This is a genomic window from Ramlibacter humi (genome assembly GCF_004681975.1).
GTDB classification, from domain to species: Bacteria; Pseudomonadota; Gammaproteobacteria; order Burkholderiales; family Burkholderiaceae_C; genus Ramlibacter; species Ramlibacter humi.
The window spans coordinates 174,947-190,817 of the sequence record NZ_SMLK01000007.1; the positions used below are offsets into that span (position 1 = coordinate 174,947).

Genomic DNA, 15,871 nt, shown 5'->3' on the forward strand with positions numbered 1-15,871 from the left:
TGCGATGGTCGGCGGCGGCCAGGGCGCTTTCATCGGCGCGGTGCACCGCAAGGCGATGGCGCTGGACGGCCAGTTCGAGATGGTCGCCGGCGCGCTCTCGTCGACGCCGGAAAAGTCGCGCGCCTCGGGCCGTGAACTGGGCTTGCGCGACGACCGCAACCACGCCGACTGGCGCACGCTGCTGGCGGACGAGTTGAAGCGCGACGTGTCCGAACGCGCGCAGCTGGTCTGCATCGTCACGCCCAACTTCCTGCATCACCCGGTGGCCATGGCCTTCGTCCAAGCCGGCTTCAACGTGGCCTGCGACAAGCCCCTGGTGCAGACCGGCGCGCAGGCGCGCGAACTGGCGCAGGCCGTCGTGAAGAGCGGCGTGGTGTTCGGCGTCACCTACAACTACACCGGCTACCCCATGGTGCGGCAGGCGCGCGAGATGATCCGCGCGGGCACGCTCGGCACGTTGCGCAAGGTGCACGTCGAATACCACCAGGGCTGGCTGTCCACCGCCGAGGAAACCAGCGGCAACAAGCAGGCCGAGTGGCGCGCCGACCCCTCGCGCGGCGGCCCGGGTGGCGCCATCGGCGACATCGGCTCGCATGCCGAGAACCTGGTGGCCACCGTCACCGGCCTGAAGCTGGAGCGCCTCTGCGCCGACCTGGGCACGCTGGTGCCGGGCCGCGCGGTGGACGACGACGCCGCGGTGCTGATGCATTTCGAAGGCGGCGCGCGCGGCATCCTGTCCGCGTCGCAGGTGATGGCGGGCGTGGAGAACGGCCTGCGCCTGCGTGTGTCCGGCACGCAGGGCACGCTGGAATGGCACCAGGAAGAACCCAACCGCCTGCTGCACAGCCCCATCGACGGCCCGCCGCGCGTGCTGACGCGCAACGCGCCCTGGCTGTGCGAAGCCGCGCGCCGCGCCAGCCGCATCCCGCCGGGGCATCCGGAAGGCTTTCTGGAGGCTTTCGCCAACGTCTACCTGGGCATCGCCGCCGCGGTGCGCGCGCGCGAGACGGGGCAACCGGCCGATCCCATCGACGCCGACTTCCCCGGCATCGAAGCCGGCGTGCGCGGTGTCGAGTTCCTCGAAGCCGTGCTGGCTTCCGCGAAGAGCGAAACGAAGTGGACGCCGCTGCGGTGAGTGTTGTCATGCCGGGCTTGACCCGGCACCCACCACCGGCGCTCAGTCCAGCGTGATCTTCGCCGCCTTCACCACGCGGCCCCAGCGCGGGATCTCGCGCGCGATCAGCTCGCCGAAAGCCTGCGGCGTCGCCGGCGTGGGCTCCGCGCCTTCGGAAGCCAGCCGGCTGCGCACCTCCTCCGAGCCCAGCGCGTCGTTCACCTGCTTGTTCAGCAAGGCCACGACATCGGCCGGCGTGCCCGCGGGCGCGACGATGCCGTACCACTGGTCCGCCTCGAAGCCCTGGGTGCCGGGCACGCCGCTCTCGGCAACGGCCGGCACGTCCGGCAGCAGCGGCAGGCGCTTCGGACTGGACACGGCCAGCGCGCGCATGCGGCCCGACTTGATGTGCGGCAGCAGCGCGGGCGCGCCGGTGAACAGCACCTGCACCTGGCCGGCCAGCAGGTCGGTGACCGAAGGCGCGGTGCCGCGGTACGGGATGTGCAGGAACGAGCTGCCCGTCTGTACCTTGAAGTACTCCATCGTCATGTGCGCGGCGCTGCCGTTGCCGCCCGAGCCGTAGGCCAGGCTGCCCGGTTTCGCCTTCGCCAGCGCCACCAGTTCCCGCAGCGTCTTCGCGGGCACGGCCGCATTGACCACCAGCACGTTGGGCACGCGCGCGACCCACGCCACCGGCGTGAAGCTCTTGAGCGGGTCGTAGCCCAGCTTCGGGTAGAGGGAGGGATTGGCCGCCAGCGTGCCGGTGTGGCCCATGAACAGCGTGTAGCCGTCGGCCGGCGACTTGGCCGCGCGCTCGCCGGCGATGGAGCCACCCGCGCCGGGCACGTTGTCGATGACCACCGGCTGGCGCAGCGCGCGCCCCAATTCCTGGCCGATGGCGCGGCCCAGCACGTCGGCCGAGCCACCCGGCGTGAACGGCACGATCAGGTGGATGGGGCGCGCCGGCCAGGCTTGCGCAAAAGCAGCGCCGGCCGCGCCAAGCGGCAGCGCCGCGAGTTGCGCCAGCACGCGCCGGCGATCAAGACAGTGGATGGGCTGCATGCGCGCGATTGTCCCGCGCGCCTGCAAAGCTCATGTATCCGCGCATCCGCGCTGCGGGATTAAAGTGGCGGCCCATGTCCGCCGCCGAAACCAGCGCCACCCGGCTCGTCCGCGTGCACGGCCTCGTGCAAGGCGTGGGCTACCGCTGGGCCTGCGTGCAGCATGCCCGGGCGCTGGGCCTTCTCGGCTGGGTGCGCAACCGCGGCGACGGCACCGTCGAAGCCCTGCTGCAAGGCCCCGCCTCGCATGTCGAACAGATGTGCGCGTGGATGCGCGACGAGGTGCCCTCCGCGCAAGTGGACCAGCTGGAAGTGCTCGACGCCCCGCCCGTTCCCCACCTGGACGGCTTCGAGCAGCGGCCCACGATCTGAAGCGGCCGAAGGCCCACGTGGCCGCAGGCGATACTTCGTCCCCATGGAACACGCCTTTCGCCCCGAGGGTGCCGAGGAGATGCCGCAGTCCACACGCCTGGACGACGTGCGCATCCGCGAGGTACGCCCGCTCATCTCGCCCGCCCTGCTGCAGGACGACATGCCCGCCGATACCGCCGTGCAGGACTTCGTCGAGCGCAGCCGCAAGCAGGCCGCGGACATCGTGCACGGCCGCGACCACCGCCTGCTGGCCATGGTGGGCCCCTGCTCCATCCACGACGCGGCCCAGGCCATCGAGTACGCGCACAAGCTGCGCGCCCTGGCGGCCGAGCTGAAGGACGACCTGTTCGTCGTCATGCGCGTCTATTTCGAGAAGCCGCGCACGACCGTCGGCTGGAAGGGCTTCATCAACGACCCCCGCCTGGACGGCAGCTTCCGCATCAACGAAGGCCTGCGCCGCGCGCGGTCGCTGCTGCTGGACCTGCAGAAGCTGGGCGTGCCCGCCGGCACCGAGTTCCTGGACCTGCTGAGCCCGCAATACATCGCCGACCTGGTGAGCTGGGGCGCCATCGGCGCGCGCACCACCGAAAGCCCCAGCCACCGCCAGCTGGCTTCCGGCCTGAGCTGCCCCATCGGGTTCAAGAACGGCACCGACGGCGGCGTGCAGATGGCGGCCGACGCGCTGGTGGCCTGCCGCGCGCCGCACGCGTTCATGGGCATGACCAAGATGGGCGTGGCCGCGGTGTTCGAAACCGCGGGCAACGACGACTGCCACATCATCCTGCGCGGCGGCACCGGCGGGCCCAACTACTCGGCCCCCGACATCGAGGCGGCCTGCGCGCGCCTGGCAAAAAGCGGCGTCACGCAGCGCGTGATGGTCGACTGCTCGCACGCGAATTCACAGAAGGACTATCGCCGGCAAAGCGAAGCGGCGCGCGACGTCGCGAAGCAGATCGCGGCGGGCGAGAAACGCATCCTGGGCGTGATGATCGAAAGCCACCTGCAGGCGGGGCGGCAGGACCTGAAGCCCGGCGTGCCGCTGGCGCACGGCGTGTCCATCACCGACGGCTGCATCGGCTGGGAGGAGACCGGGACGGTGCTGCGCGAGCTGGCCGCGGCGGTGCGCGGCGCGCGCGCTTAAGCCGCCGCTTCGTCGAACGCGAGCAGCACCTTCATCGCCCGCTTGCGGTCGCTGGCCAGCTCGAAAGCCTCGCGGGCCTTCGCGATCGGGAAGGCGCCGGTCACCATCGGCTTCATGTCGACGCGGCCTTCGTTGATCAGGCGCACGGCCAGCGCGAACTCCGCGTGGAAGCGGAAGCTGCCGCACACGGTCAGCTCCTTCGCCACCACCAGGTTCTGCGGCAGGCTGACGTCGCCGCCCAGGCCCAGCTGCACCACCGTGCCGCGGGGGCGCATCGCGTCCAGCCCGGCCCGCAGCGCACGTTCGCTGCCGCTGCATTCCAGCATCACGTCGAAGGTGCCTTTGTCGGCGCTGAAGCGCTGCGGCCAATCCGGTTCGCTGGCCGCGTTGATGGTGTGGTGCGCCCCCATCGCCCGCGCGATGGCCAGCGTCTCGTCCGTGAGGTCGACGGCGGTGATCTCGGCGGCGCCGTGCACCAGCGCGGCGGCGACGGACAACGCGCCGATGGGGCCGCAACCGGACACCAGCACCTTCTTGCCCAGCAACGGACCGGCGCGCGACACGCCGTGCAGCGCGACGGAGAACGGTTCCGCCAGCGCCGCGTGCTGCAGGGCCACACCCCTGGCGATGGCTTCGCACTGCACCGCGTCGCACGTCAGCACCGCGCGAAAAGCACCTTCGACGTGCGGGTCGCGCATCGCGCTGCCGTAGAAGCGCATGTCCAGGCACTGGTTGGGCAAGCCTTCCAGGCAGTATCTGCAACGGCCGCAGGGGCGGCTGGGATTCACCGCCACACGATCCCCCACGCGCACGCGCGTCACGCCGCCGGCGACCGCGATCACCGTGCCCGCCACCTCGTGCCCCAGCGTCATCGGCCGCTTGATGCGCACCGTGCCGAAGCCGCCCTGATGGTAGTAGTGCAGGTCCGACCCGCAGATGCCGCCGTAGCCGACCTGCACGCGCACCTGCCCGGGACCCAGCGGTTCCACTTCGCGTTCGTCCACGCGCAGGTCGTGCGGCGCGTGGATCACCACGCACGGGCACGTCAGCCGATTCGCCTGCTGCAGCGGCTTGCCTTCGTCTTGCATCGCGGACCTCACAGGCTGGCGGTGATGCCGCCGTCGACGTAGAGGATGTGGCCGCTGACGAAGCTGGAAGCGTCGCTGGCCAGGAAGATGGCCGCGCCGGCCAGCTCGTGCACCTCGCCCCAGCGGCCCGCGGGCGTGCGCTTCGACAGCCAGTCGGTGAACGCGGCGTCCTGCACCAGCGCCTGCGTCAGCTCGGTCTTGAAGTAGCCGGGCCCCAGCCCGTTGACCTGGATGCCGAAGCGGCCCAGGTCGATGGCCATGCCCTTGGTGAGCATCTTCACCGCGCCCTTGGTGGCGGCGTAAGGCGCGATACCGGGGCGGCCCAGTTCGCTCTGCACCGAGCAGATGTTGATGATCTTGCCCCTGCCGCGCGGGATCATGCGCTGCGCCACCGCGCGGCCGGCGAGGAACACGCTGTCGATGTTGGTGGACGACAGCCGGCGCCACGCGTCCACCGGGAACTCCGCGAACGGCGAGCGGTGCTGCATGCCGGCGTTGTTCACCAGGATGTCGATCGGCCCTTGGGCTTCGATCCGCGCCACGCCCTGCTCCACCGCGGCTTCGTCGGTGACGTCGAAGGCGGCGGCGCGCACGTCGTGGCCCTGGGCCGCGAGCGCCGCGCGCGCTTCCTCCAGCTTCACCGCATCGCGCGCATTGAGCACCACGCGGGCGCCCGCTTGCGCCAGCGCCTGCGCGAGCGCGAAGCCGATGCCCTTGCTGGAGCCGGTGATGAGCGCCGTGCGCCCTGTCAGGTCGAAGAGTGGGAAGCTCATCGGCCCATGATAGGTGCTTCAGTTCCCGGCGCCGAACTCCGTGGCCGAAGGGCCGGCCAGCCACAGCGAGCCGGGGTAGTAGCCCTCGAAGTCGAGGCGGATGCGTTCGTACGGCAGGTCCGACCAGACGCCGTGGTCGCGCAGGTAGGTCATCTGCTGGCGGCCCTGCGCATCCATGGCCTGCAGCACCGCGTCGTGTTCGCCGTCGAAGTCGGTCGGCGGCACTTTCATGCGGGCGCACAGTTCGGCGTTGAACGCGGGCGAAGCCTTGAGCCACTTGCCGTCGATGCACAGCGCGGCCCAGCCGTGGTCCAGGAAGATCTCGCGTCCGCCCATGCGCTCGCGCAGCTTGGGTGAGTTGAGGTGGTTGGTCACGTCCGACAGGCCCACCGCGCTGGGGATGCCGACGGCACGCGCCGCCGCCGCCAGCAGCACGGCCTTGGGAATGCAGAACGCGCGCCCGTCCTGCAGCACCGTGCTGGCACGGAACCACTCGGGCTTCATCCGGATGTGGTACGGGTCGTAGCGGATGCGGTCGCGCACCGCGTCGAAGAGCCGCACCGCCTTCTCACGCGTGCCGCGCGCGTCACCCACGGCGTCGTGGGCGAAAGCCCGCACCGCGGGATGTTCGTGGTCGAGGAACTCCGTGGCCTCCAGCCACGCGGCACCGGGTTCGGGCCAGCCGAAGGGGGAATATTCGAACGTCATCGCCGTAGTGTGGCGCAAGCCGCCTACCGGCTCCAGTCGCTGCGCGCGGTGGCGATGCCCACCGTCAACCCCATCGCGGCGAAGCTCACCGCGATGACGGCGGTCAGCGCCGGCATGGAAGGCGCGGCGAGCCCGCGCACGGCCAGCCAGCCGCCCGTGGCCACCACGGCCATGCGAGTGGCCGTCGCCACCAGCGGCCACAGCAACCGCCCCGCGCCCTGGGACGCGAAGAACAGCGCGAGGCCCAGGCCGAAGAAGCCGTAGCAGGCGCCCACCACGCGCAGGTAGCCGGTGCCCGCGCCGCGGATCGCCGCGTCGTTGGTGAACAGGTTCATCCACGCCGCCGGGAAGAGGGCCGCCCACGCGCCGATCGCTCCCGTGATGGCGAACACCAGCGCGGAGCCGAGCCACGTCACCTGCTTCGCACGCACGGACTGTCCCGCGCCGAGATTGGTGGCGACCATCGCTGTCAGCGCGCTGCCGACGCCGAAGGCGATGGGCACCAGGATGTATTCCAGCCGGGCGGCGATGCCGTAACCCGCCACGACCGCGGGACCGAACGCCGCCATCCACGCGGTCGCCAGCGCGATGGAGGTGTTGCTGATCACCGGGCTCAGGGAAGCGGGCAGCCCTACGCGCAGGATGCGGTGGAACAGCTCGCGGTCCAGGTTCCAGCGCGTGCGCAGGATGTCCACCGCGCCGGCGCGACGCGACAGCCACAAGGCGAGCCCGATGCCCGCGACGCCGTTGGAGACCAGCGTGCTGGTGGCCGCGCCGGCCACCCCCAGCGCGGGCAAAGGTCCGGCGCCGAACACGAGCGCGGGGCACAGCAGCAGGTGCACCGCCGTCGTGGTGAGCAGCGCCAGCGCCGCGGCCAGCATCTCGCCCGTGCCGCGCACGATGCCCGCCATCACATTGGTGAGCCACACGACGGCCGCGCCGCCGAACAGCACGCCCGCATAGCGGCCGGCCGTCTCCAGCACGGAGCCGCGGCCGCCCATCGCCGTGAACACCACGCCGCTGGTGCCCAGCACGGTGAACAGCAGCGAAGCGGCGATGGCGATCAGCATCGCGTGCTGCGCCAGGCGCGAGGCCAGCGCGCGGTCGCCCGCACCCAGCGCGCGCGCCACCGCGCCGGTGGTGGCGGCGCCCATGCCGCCCGCGGACATCTGCAGCATCAACATCGCGAGCGGCAGCACGAGCGCGACACCGGCCAGCGCCTCGGACCCCAGGCGGCCGAGGATGAAACCGTCGTAGCCGATCACCACCGTGCTGGCGAACAGGCCCACCACGTTGGGCGTGGACAGCCGCATCAGCGTGGGCACCACCGCGCCGTGCAGCATGCGCTGCGTGGGCGCGGCGGTGGTGGCGGCCGCGACCATCGTGGCCGTGTTCATGCGGCCGCCAGGTACGCGGGCTGCTCCGACGACAGGCTGCGCTTCACCTGCCGCGTCAGGTCGTCCGCGATGATCTCCTCGGCGCCCGCCTCGAATTCGTCGAACGCCCGGCGCACGATGTCCTGCGGCGTGGACTTGGGCGCGTCCAGCCCCCTGGTGAGGTCCGTGTCCACGAAGCCCATGTGCATGCCCGCGACCCTGGTGCCTTGCCCGCGCAGTTCGTGCCGCAGGCCGTTGGTCAACGCCCACGCCGCCGACTTGGTGGCGCCGTACACACCGAGCAATGGCCGGTTGATCCAGCTGGCGATCGACAGCACGTTGAGGATGGCGCCGCCGCCGCCGTTGCGCGCCAGCACCGGCGCGAAGGCCTGCGCCATGCGGAGGGTGCCGAAGAAGTTGGTCTCCAGCTGGCGCCGCGCCGAATCGATGGCGCCTTCGGCCAGGAAGCCGCCGGCCGTGGCGATGCCGGCGTTGTTCACCAGGATCTGCACGTCGCCGCACTCGCGCGCGGCGGCCGCGACCTGCTCCGCGTCGTTCACGTCCAGCCGGATGGGCACGACGCCGGGCAGCGTCACCGTGCCAGGGTCCCGCGCGGCGGCATAGACGCGTTTCGCGCCACGGGCCAGCGCCTCGCGCGCGAACGCCAGGCCGATGCCGCGGTTGGCACCGGTGATGAGAAGGGTCTTGTCTTTCAGCTGCATGGCGGTCTCCAGGGATATGACGGTCGTCATATTTCAGGTCGAAGGAATCGGGCGCGGTGCGTCGATGGGACGCGTCAGCGTTTCCGGGCGGGAGGGGAATCGAATTGCTCGAGCAGCGAGCGCCGCGTGGCGACCAGCAGCGCGCGGCCGCGGGCGTTGTCGCCCAGCGTGCGCGCCAGCTGCAGCGTGCCGACCAGCTGGCCGGCCACCACGCCGGCGGCTCCAGCCGGCGCCTTGGGGCCGAGCGCATCGGCCACGCCGGACAGCAGCGCCTCGACGCGCACCACGGCGGCGTCGCGCACCTGCGCCGTCTGCCGCGGCATCTCGGAGCCCAGCGCCGCCACCGGGCAGCCGGTGTCGGGCGAGCGCAGGTGGCGGTCGGCCAGGTAGTTGTCCACCAGCGCGCGGAAACGGCTGTGGCCCTTGGCGACGGAAGCTTCCATGCCGGCCTTCAGCCTTTCGCGGCTGTCGTGGCCGGCCTGCTCCAGCGCTTCGGCCAGCAGGTCGTCACGCGAGGGAAAGTGGGCGTAGAAGCCGCCGTGCGTGAGGCCGGCGCGCTTCATCACGTCGGCCACGCCGATGCCGGCGAAGCCCGCGCCGCGGATGGCATGCGCGGCGGTGCGCACGATGCGGTCGTGGGTCAGCTGCTTGCGGGTGGGCGCCGTGTCCATGGCCGCCACTGTAGCCGCGAATATGATGATCGTCATATTCGTGCGGGCATTCGGCGGGTTTGCGAAGATGGCGGCCGATCCAGGAGCACCGCCATGCAGTTGAAGGACCAGGTCGTCATCGTCACCGGCGCCGCCGGCCAGCTGGGCCGTGCGGTAGTGGACGAAGCCGCCGCGCGCGGCGCACGCGTCGCCCTCATCGACCACCACGCCGACAGTGCCTTCCCCGCGGGCGGACGCGCCTTCAAGGCCGACCTGACGTCGCTGCCCGACGCCACGCGCGCGGTCGAGGAGGTTGCCGCACATTTCGGCCGCATCGACGCGCTGGCCAACGTCGCCGGCGGGTTCCGCTGGCAGACGCTGGCGCAGAGCGCGGACCTTTCGGAATTCGACAGGATGCACGCGCTGAACCTGCGCACCTGCGCCAACGCGTGCAAGGCCGCGCTGCCGCACCTGAAGAAGTCGGGCGCGGGCCGCATCGTCAACGTCGGCGCCATGGGCGCGGTGAAGGGCGCGTCCGGGATGGGCGCCTATGCCGCGTCGAAAGCCGGCGTGATGCGGCTGACCGAAGCGCTGGCCGACGAGCTGAAGCTGGACGGCATCACCGTCAACGCCGTCCTGCCCAGCATCATCGACACGCCGCAGAACCGCGCCGACATGCCCCAGGCCGACTTCAGCCGCTGGGTACAGCCGGTGGAGATCGCGCGCGTGATCGCTTTCCTGATGTCGGCGGATGCGGGCGCCGTCACGGGCGCGCTGCTGCCGGTGACGGGCCGAACCTGAACTTCAGGACGCGTTGCCGTCCTGCGGCCAGATCAAGGCCTGCGCCGCGATGACGGTGCCGCCGTTGTCAGGTGGCGACCACCGCCAGCAGCGCCAGGAACAACAGCCAGCTGGCCAGCTTAGTGGGATCCATGGTTTCGTGCCCTTCGCATGCCCGAGCGCTGCAGCAGCAGGTCGAACTCCTGCGTCGTCATCACCAGGTGGGCGTTGGGCGTCTGCGCGGTGGGGAATGCCAGCAGCACGCGCACGAACCCGATCGAGCCGTCTTCCCGTTTGCCGATCGCCTCGATCTCCCAATGGCGCCCGTGCGCGTCGAGGTAGGCGTGGCCCGGCTGGAGGGATTCGGTGCTGGCGGCGGCTGGCATGGGCGCATGTTATGAATGGCGCCGCATACCGCGAATGTGAAAGTTTCCCAAACGCGGGTAGGACAGCGCCCTTACGCGCGAACTGATCAAGCGCGCGCCCGCTTCAGCGGCCCGTCACCCACCGGGCCACCTGCGCCGCCGCCCCGTTGCGCGCCGCTTCCGGCGCATCGCTTTGCGTCAGGTACACGGCCACGATCACCGGCGGCCGCCCGGGCGGCCAGAAGATGCCGGCGTCGTTCGTCGTGCCGCGCGCGCCGGTGCCCGTCTTGCTGCCCATGCGCCAGCCCGCGGGAAGGTCCGCGCGCAGGCGCTGGCCGTTGGTCGTGGTGGCCTGCAGCCACGCGGCCAGTTGCTCGCGGCTGCGTGGTGACAGCGCGTCGCCCACCAGCGTCGCGTGCAACAGGCCTGCCATCGCCCGCGGCGAGGTCGTGTCGCGAGGATCGCCGGGCCTGGCCTCATTCAGTTCCGGCTCCCAGCGGTCGAGCCGCGTCGCCTTGTCGCCCAGTCCGCGCGCGAAACGCGTCAGCCCCTGCGGCCCGCCGAACGTGCCGAGGATCAGGTTGGCCGCGGCGTTGTCGCTGACGGTGATGGTCGCGTGGCAAAGCTCGCCCAGCGTCATGCCCTCACCCACTTGCTGCCGCGTGATCGGCGAATGAGGCTTGAGCACTTCGCGTCCGTAGCGGATGCGGCGGTCCAGCCGCTCCTGGCCCCGGTCCACACGCCGCAGCACGTGCGCGGCGGCCAGCCACTTGAAGGTGCTGCACATCGGGAAGCGTTCGTCCAGGCGGTGGCCGTGCACCGAGCCGTCGGCCTGCATCACGGCCACGCCCAAACGGCCCCTGGCGCTGGCCTCGATCGCGGCCCAGGGGTCACCGTTTTTCTGTTGTGCCCAGGCGGGCAGCGCGCTCAGTGCCGGCAGCGTGGCGAGCAACTGGTGGAAATCACGCCGGTTCATTGGTTCATCCTGTTTTCGTTGAAGGTGGCGGCTGCGCCCTCGCGCCAGGCGGTGCCCGGCCTGGGCTCATTCTCCGGCGATGTTTGAGCGCTGTCGCGCTCAAACACTTCGCGGGAATGACGCCGTTGAGGGGCCGCGCGCTGCAGGTGGAATGCCTTCTTCGAACCCGCACGCTGGTCCCAGCGCGGCGGGTGGCGCCTGGCGCGGCCGATTTCGGAAGCGCCGCCGAATCGGCCGGGCCCGGGACAGCGTGCTGCGCGTGAGCGCAGCATGCGACTGTCCTCTGGCTCCGGTGAGTGTCTGAGTGGCGAGCGCAGCTCGCAACGAGTTGCGCCGGCCGTCCCGGGCCCGGCCGATTCGGCGGGAAGCCTGTGCGAGCGCCAGCGAAGCACGGCCGCTGGAGCATGAGGCCGCGCCAGGCGCCACCCGCCGCGCCCGCACCCGCGCCCTCGACCGCGCCTTTTGCTGACGAGCGCTGCCGATGAACGTTCAGCGCACCCGCGCCCAGTCCGCCGCGCATTGCCGCTCGGCCTGCTGCAGCTGCTGGTTGATGCGCTCCGACTCCTGCGGCGGCAGGTCGCATTCGGCGTAACCGTCGGACTGGCCACTCTCGGCCAGGCGGCTGCAAGCGGCCGCCCACTGCACGTCGTACGTCATGAGCGCGCCTTCGACGCAGAGATCCTGCGGCGACAGCTGACGCGCGGGTCGTGCCGTCACCAGCGCCTCCAGTGTCGGCGGCTCGGCAGCCATCTTCTCGACGGCGAGGAAGGCGCCGGTCGCCGCGGCGGCGGCCGCGCAAGCGCCGATCGCCACCTTGCGACCGGAGGGACGGATCGCCAGGAAGAAGCTGTGCAACGTTGCCGGCATGAATGCATCGTAGGCACGCGGCGCCGCGAACGTGTGAACTCGTGACATGCGCCCCGGCAGCCCATCCATGCGAAAGCCTTCCATGCTGGTCCAGACTTACCCCTGACCTCAGGCTGCCCCCTCGACCAAAGGGTTGGTCCTGAAACACTCGGTAACGTTCGCGTGCTACTTTGGTTTGGCGTCAACGGCGAGCGGCGGCACGGTGCCACCGCGCCGGGGCGGAATCACTGGAGTACCCGCAGCATGCGTTCCCTCGCCTCTTCCATCGCACTCCTTGCCTTTGCCGCCGCCACCGCGCACGCGGGCGGACCGGTCAACTACATCTCGTCGTCCAGCGGCTACATGCTGCACATGAGCGGCAATTCGGCGGTGACCGCCAACTGGCAGGGACAGGCGCCGATCCAGGGGTTCTCGGGCTACGGCACGATCCAGGTGAACGGCCGCTGCCTCACCGGCCGCGCCGCGCACGCGCCGCTGACGTGGGAGGCCTGCAAGGGCGACCAGCCGCAGAAGTGGTCGCTGAGCGGCGGCCGCCTGAAGAACGAAGGCGGCTGGTGCGCCGACGTGCAGGGCAACCGCGGCGGCGCAGGCGTGCCGGTGCTGGCCTGGGACTGCACCGGCGCGGTCAACCAGCAATGGCGTTCGCACTACACCGAGACCGCGCAGGCCGCGGCCGCGAAGATCGCCAACCCGCAGGTGCGTGCCGAGTTCCTGAAGAACGCCACGTCCGCCGCACCCGGCACGGTGATCAGCACGTCCACCGGCAAGATCGTGGCGCAAGGCGGCGGCAACATCGTCGCGCAAGGCGGTGGGAACATCGTCGCCCAGGGTGGCGGCAACATCGTTGCGCAGGGCGGCGGGAACTGACCCGCGCTTCAGTGGCCTGACGCGCGCAGCCCCAGCAGCGCGACGCAGGCCACTGCCAGCAGCAGCGACACCGCTTTCCAGAACAGCAGCGGATTGCGCTCGGCCAGCGGCAGCCGCCGCCGCGCGCGCGAACCCGGCGCGGGCTGCCCGAGCGCATGGACGAATTCGGCCGTGTCGTCGAATCGCTTGAACGCGTCGGGATGCAGCGCCTTCTCCAGCGCTTCATCCACCCATGCGGGCACGTCAGGCCGCAGCAGCGCCAGCGGGCGGTAACGCATGCGGCGCTGCGCGGCTTCGCTGCGTTCGCGCGCCATCTCCACGCCGTAAGGCAGCCGGCCCGACAGCATCTGGTAGGCGATGGCCGCCAGCGAGTACAGGTCGGCGCGGGCCGACCCCGGCGCGCCGCGCAGGCATTCCGGCGCCATGTACTGCAGCGTGCCGGGCGGCACGGGATCGTTCTCCTCGGCTATGCCGGCCACCCGCACCGCGCCGTAATCGATGATGCGCGCGGTGCCGGTGGCATCGACCATCACGTTCTCGGGCCGCAGGTCCTGGTGGAACATCTCCAGGCGGTGCAGCGCGCGCAGGCCGCGTGCAAGCTGCGTGACGACTGCCCTCACCGCGTCCAGCGGCGGGCGCGGATGGTCCACCATCCACTGCGCCAGCGTCGCGCCTTCCAGGTACTCGAAGGCGACGTGCAGCGAGTGGCGCGGCATGGCAGTGCCGCGCGGTTTCAGCAGGTGCGGGCTGTCCACCCGCCGCGCCACCCACTCCTCCAGCAGGAAGCGCTCGCGCCAGCGCGCGTCGGCGCCGGCTTCGGTGGAGGGCGCCTTCAGCGCCAGGCGTTCGCCGGTCTGCTCGTCCACCGCGAGCCACACATGGCTGCGGCTGGAAGCATGTAGCTGCCGCACGATGCGCAGCCCTTCGAAGTCCATGCGCGGCGCGAGAGGCGGCGGCAGCGGCAGCTCGTTGGCCAGCCGATGCAGTTCGCCGCGGTCAGCCGCAGGCAACTGCTCGATGCTCACCACCTGCACGGTGAGGTTGTCTTCGCTGCCCGCCGCCTCGGCCACTTGCGCCACCGCACGTGCGGCCGCATCGAGGTCGTCGGCGTGTTCCGCGATCGCGGCGGCGATGGCCTCCGCCCGCACGTGCTCGTGCACGCCGTCGGTGGTGAGCACGAACGTGTCGCCCTCGGCCAGCGGCAGGCTGCGGTAGTCGATCTCCACCTGCCCTGCCACGCCCAGCGCGCGGCCCAGGTAGCTGCGGCCGCCGCCGGCGTGCACGCGGTGGTCGTTGGTCAGCTGCTCCAGCGTCGCGCCCTGCACCTGCCAGACGCGCGCGTCGCCGACGTGGAAGAGATGCGCGGTGCGCGAGCGAACCACCAGCGCGCTGAAGGTGCACACCCAGCCGCGGTCCTTGTCCCAGCGGCCCGCGCCCTGCTGCGTCTGCGCGAACAGCCAGGAATTGGTGGCGGCCAGCACGCGCTCGGCGGAGTGCTTCACCGACCACGCATCCGACGTGCAGTAGTAGTCCTCGAGGAAGCCGCTCACCGCCGCCTGGCTGGCCAGGCGGCCGAACTCGCTGCTGCCGATGCCGTCGGCCAGTGCGACGGCCACGCCCTTGGTGGAAAGCGGCGCGCCACCCGGAGCGGTGGCGCCGCAGAAGTCCTGGTTGGCGGGCTGGCGGCCCGCGCCGGAGTATTGGCCGACGCGGACCTTCAGCAAGGAAGCGCCTCCTTCACGCGACGCGCTTGAGCACGCCTTGCGCTTCGGCGGCGGGCACGCGCTTCGGCGCGGTGCGCGCGTGGGTGGCGTACAGCGTGAGGCCGGTGAACGCCAGGCCGCCGACCAGGTTGCCCAGCACGGTGGGGATCTCGTTCCAGATCAGGTAATCCATGATCGTGAAGTGCGCGCCCAGCAGCAGGCCCGAAGGGAACAGGAACATGTTCACGATGGAGTGCTCGAACACCATGTAGAAGAACAGCATGATGGGCATCCACATCGCGATCACCTTGCCGCTGACGTGCGTGGAGATCATCGCGCCCACCACGCCCGCCGACACCATCCAGTTGCAAAGCATGCCGCGCACGAACAGCGTCAGCATGCCGGACGCGCCGTACTTCTGGTAGCCCAGCGTGCGGTTCTCGCCGACCACGCCGATGGCCTTGCCCACCGCGTTGGGCTCGGTGGAGAAGCCGTAGGTCACGTAGATGGCCATCATCACGGCCACGGTGAACGCGCCCATGAAGTTGCCGCAGAACACCAGCCCCCAGTTGCGCAGCACGCCCTTGAGCGTGACGCCGGGACGCTTGTCGATCAGCGCCAGCGGCGCCAGCACGAACACGCCGGTGAGCAGGTCGAAGCCGAACAGGTACAGGATGCAGAAACCCACCGGGAACAGCACCGCGCCCAGCAGCGGCTGGCCGGTGTTGACGTTGATGGTGACCGCGAACCACGCGGCCAGCGCCAGGATGGCGCCGGCCATGTAGGCGCGCACCAGCGTGTCGCGGGTGGACATGAAGATCTTGGATTCGCCGGCGTCGATCATCTTGCTGACGAATTCGGAAGGCGCGAGGTAGGCCATGGGGAAGCTCCTGGTTCGGGGAAGAGGGTCAGACCGCGACGAGGACGGCGTCGTCCTCCACGCGCACCGGGTACGCGGCGACGGAGCGCTCGGGCATCTCCAGGCATTCGCCGCTGCGCAGGTCGAAGTGGTGCTTGTAGAGCGGCGACGCCACGACCACGCGGTTGCCCAGGCTGCCGACAAGCCCGCGCGACAGCACGCTGGCATTGGCATGCGGGTCGACGTTGTCGATGGCGAAGAGGCGCTCGATGGGTTGGTCGCCGCCGTCCACGTGGAAGACGGCCACGTGGCGGCCGCCCACCAGCGCGCAGATGCCGGTGTTGGGCAGGATGTCGCCGACGGCGCAGACGCGCTGCCAGGCGCCAAGTCCCGTTCGGGCTGAGCTTGTCGAAGCCTGGGCAGGCGCTTCGACGAGCTCAGCGAGAACG

Annotated in this window: 17 protein-coding genes and 1 pseudogene; 5 read left to right on the plus strand and 13 right to left on the minus strand. The window is 70.9% G+C overall.

The window, feature by feature from the left end:
* Positions 1–4 precede the first annotated feature (4 nt).
* Positions 5–1,135 carry a Gfo/Idh/MocA family protein gene (locus tag EZ216_RS18560; RefSeq protein ID WP_135251310.1) on the plus strand — a complete coding sequence of 377 codons (1,131 nt, stop codon included), beginning with the start codon at positions 5–7 and terminating at the stop codon, positions 1,133–1,135.
* A 42-nt stretch (positions 1,136–1,177) separates the two neighbouring features.
* On the opposite strand, the gene EZ216_RS18565 is transcribed toward EZ216_RS18560, so the two are convergent.
* Positions 1,178–2,176, minus strand: coding sequence for a Bug family tripartite tricarboxylate transporter substrate binding protein (locus EZ216_RS18565; protein WP_135251276.1), 999 nt, complete (start codon positions 2,174–2,176; stop codon positions 1,178–1,180).
* Positions 2,177–2,250: 74 nt separating this feature from the next.
* On the opposite strand from EZ216_RS18565, the gene EZ216_RS18570 reads away from it, so the two are divergent.
* Positions 2,251–2,547: an acylphosphatase gene (locus EZ216_RS18570; protein ID WP_135251277.1), complete on the plus strand. Its 297-nt coding sequence runs from the start codon at positions 2,251–2,253 to the stop codon at positions 2,545–2,547.
* A gap of 43 nt (positions 2,548–2,590) precedes the next feature.
* The gene (locus EZ216_RS18575; protein WP_275405162.1) at positions 2,591–3,688 is read left to right on the plus strand and encodes a 3-deoxy-7-phosphoheptulonate synthase; all 1,098 of its coding nucleotides are present in this window, start codon (positions 2,591–2,593) and stop codon (positions 3,686–3,688) included.
* Here the strand turns inward: EZ216_RS18575 and EZ216_RS18580 are convergent.
* From EZ216_RS18580 to EZ216_RS18605, 6 genes are all read right to left on the minus strand, one after another.
* The gene (locus tag EZ216_RS18580) at positions 3,685–4,776 is read right to left on the minus strand and encodes an L-idonate 5-dehydrogenase (RefSeq protein ID WP_135251278.1); all 1,092 of its coding nucleotides are present in this window, start codon (positions 4,774–4,776) and stop codon (positions 3,685–3,687) included. The genes EZ216_RS18575 and EZ216_RS18580 overlap by 4 nt on opposite strands.
* Positions 4,777–4,784: 8 nt before the next feature.
* Entirely contained in the window at positions 4,785–5,549 is a 765-nt protein-coding gene (locus EZ216_RS18585) for a glucose 1-dehydrogenase (RefSeq protein ID WP_135251279.1), read from the minus strand.
* 18 nt (positions 5,550–5,567) lie between these two features.
* Positions 5,568–6,257: a transglutaminase-like domain-containing protein gene (locus EZ216_RS18590; RefSeq protein WP_135251280.1), complete on the minus strand. Its 690-nt coding sequence runs from the start codon at positions 6,255–6,257 to the stop codon at positions 5,568–5,570.
* Between the two features lie 23 nt (positions 6,258–6,280).
* A complete protein-coding gene (locus EZ216_RS18595) occupies positions 6,281–7,654 on the minus strand; it encodes an MATE family efflux transporter (protein ID WP_135251281.1) in 1,374 nt (457 codons plus the stop codon).
* A complete protein-coding gene (locus tag EZ216_RS18600) occupies positions 7,651–8,355 on the minus strand; it encodes an SDR family oxidoreductase (RefSeq protein ID WP_135251282.1) in 705 nt (234 codons plus the stop codon). Before EZ216_RS18600 ends, EZ216_RS18595 begins: the two co-directional genes overlap by 4 nt.
* Before the next feature lie 74 nt (positions 8,356–8,429).
* A complete protein-coding gene (locus EZ216_RS18605) occupies positions 8,430–9,026 on the minus strand; it encodes a TetR/AcrR family transcriptional regulator (RefSeq protein WP_135251283.1) in 597 nt (198 codons plus the stop codon).
* A gap of 93 nt (positions 9,027–9,119) precedes the next feature.
* On the opposite strand from EZ216_RS18605, the gene EZ216_RS18610 reads away from it, so the two are divergent.
* Complete coding sequence (locus EZ216_RS18610) at positions 9,120–9,806, plus strand: SDR family NAD(P)-dependent oxidoreductase (protein WP_205959706.1); 687 nt, start codon at positions 9,120–9,122, stop codon at positions 9,804–9,806.
* 119 nt (positions 9,807–9,925) lie between these two features.
* Here EZ216_RS18610 and EZ216_RS18615 read toward each other — a convergent pair whose 3' ends face one another.
* The 3 genes from EZ216_RS18615 to EZ216_RS18625 form a co-directional block, all read right to left on the minus strand.
* Positions 9,926–10,171, minus strand: a complete 246-nt coding sequence (locus EZ216_RS18615) for a hypothetical protein (RefSeq protein ID WP_135251284.1) — start codon at positions 10,169–10,171, stop codon at positions 9,926–9,928.
* A 103-nt stretch (positions 10,172–10,274) separates the two neighbouring features.
* Positions 10,275–11,126, minus strand: a complete 852-nt coding sequence (gene bla / locus EZ216_RS18620) for a class A beta-lactamase (RefSeq protein WP_135251285.1) — start codon at positions 11,124–11,126, stop codon at positions 10,275–10,277.
* Positions 11,127–11,615: 489 nt separating this feature from the next.
* Complete coding sequence (locus tag EZ216_RS18625) at positions 11,616–12,077, minus strand: hypothetical protein (RefSeq protein ID WP_135251286.1); 462 nt, start codon at positions 12,075–12,077, stop codon at positions 11,616–11,618.
* 159 nt (positions 12,078–12,236) lie between these two features.
* Between EZ216_RS18625 and EZ216_RS18630 the strand changes: the two genes are divergently transcribed.
* Positions 12,237–12,860 (plus strand): ricin-type beta-trefoil lectin domain protein, encoded by a 624-nt coding sequence (locus EZ216_RS18630; RefSeq protein WP_135251287.1) that lies wholly within the window; start codon positions 12,237–12,239, stop codon positions 12,858–12,860.
* An 8-nt stretch (positions 12,861–12,868) separates the two neighbouring features.
* Here the strand turns inward: EZ216_RS18630 and EZ216_RS18635 are convergent, their stop codons facing one another.
* The 3 genes and pseudogenes from EZ216_RS18635 to nirD form a co-directional block, all read right to left on the minus strand.
* Positions 12,869–14,584, minus strand: coding sequence for a bifunctional protein-serine/threonine kinase/phosphatase (locus tag EZ216_RS18635; RefSeq protein ID WP_135251288.1), 1,716 nt, complete (start codon positions 14,582–14,584; stop codon positions 12,869–12,871).
* A 13-nt stretch (positions 14,585–14,597) separates the two neighbouring features.
* The gene (locus EZ216_RS18640) at positions 14,598–15,443 is read right to left on the minus strand and encodes a formate/nitrite transporter family protein (RefSeq protein WP_135251289.1); all 846 of its coding nucleotides are present in this window, start codon (positions 15,441–15,443) and stop codon (positions 14,598–14,600) included.
* A gap of 28 nt (positions 15,444–15,471) precedes the next feature.
* A pseudogene (nirD, locus tag EZ216_RS21870) lies at positions 15,472–15,804 on the minus strand (nitrite reductase small subunit NirD); the annotation flags it as partial.
* Positions 15,805–15,871: the final 67 nt, after the last annotated feature.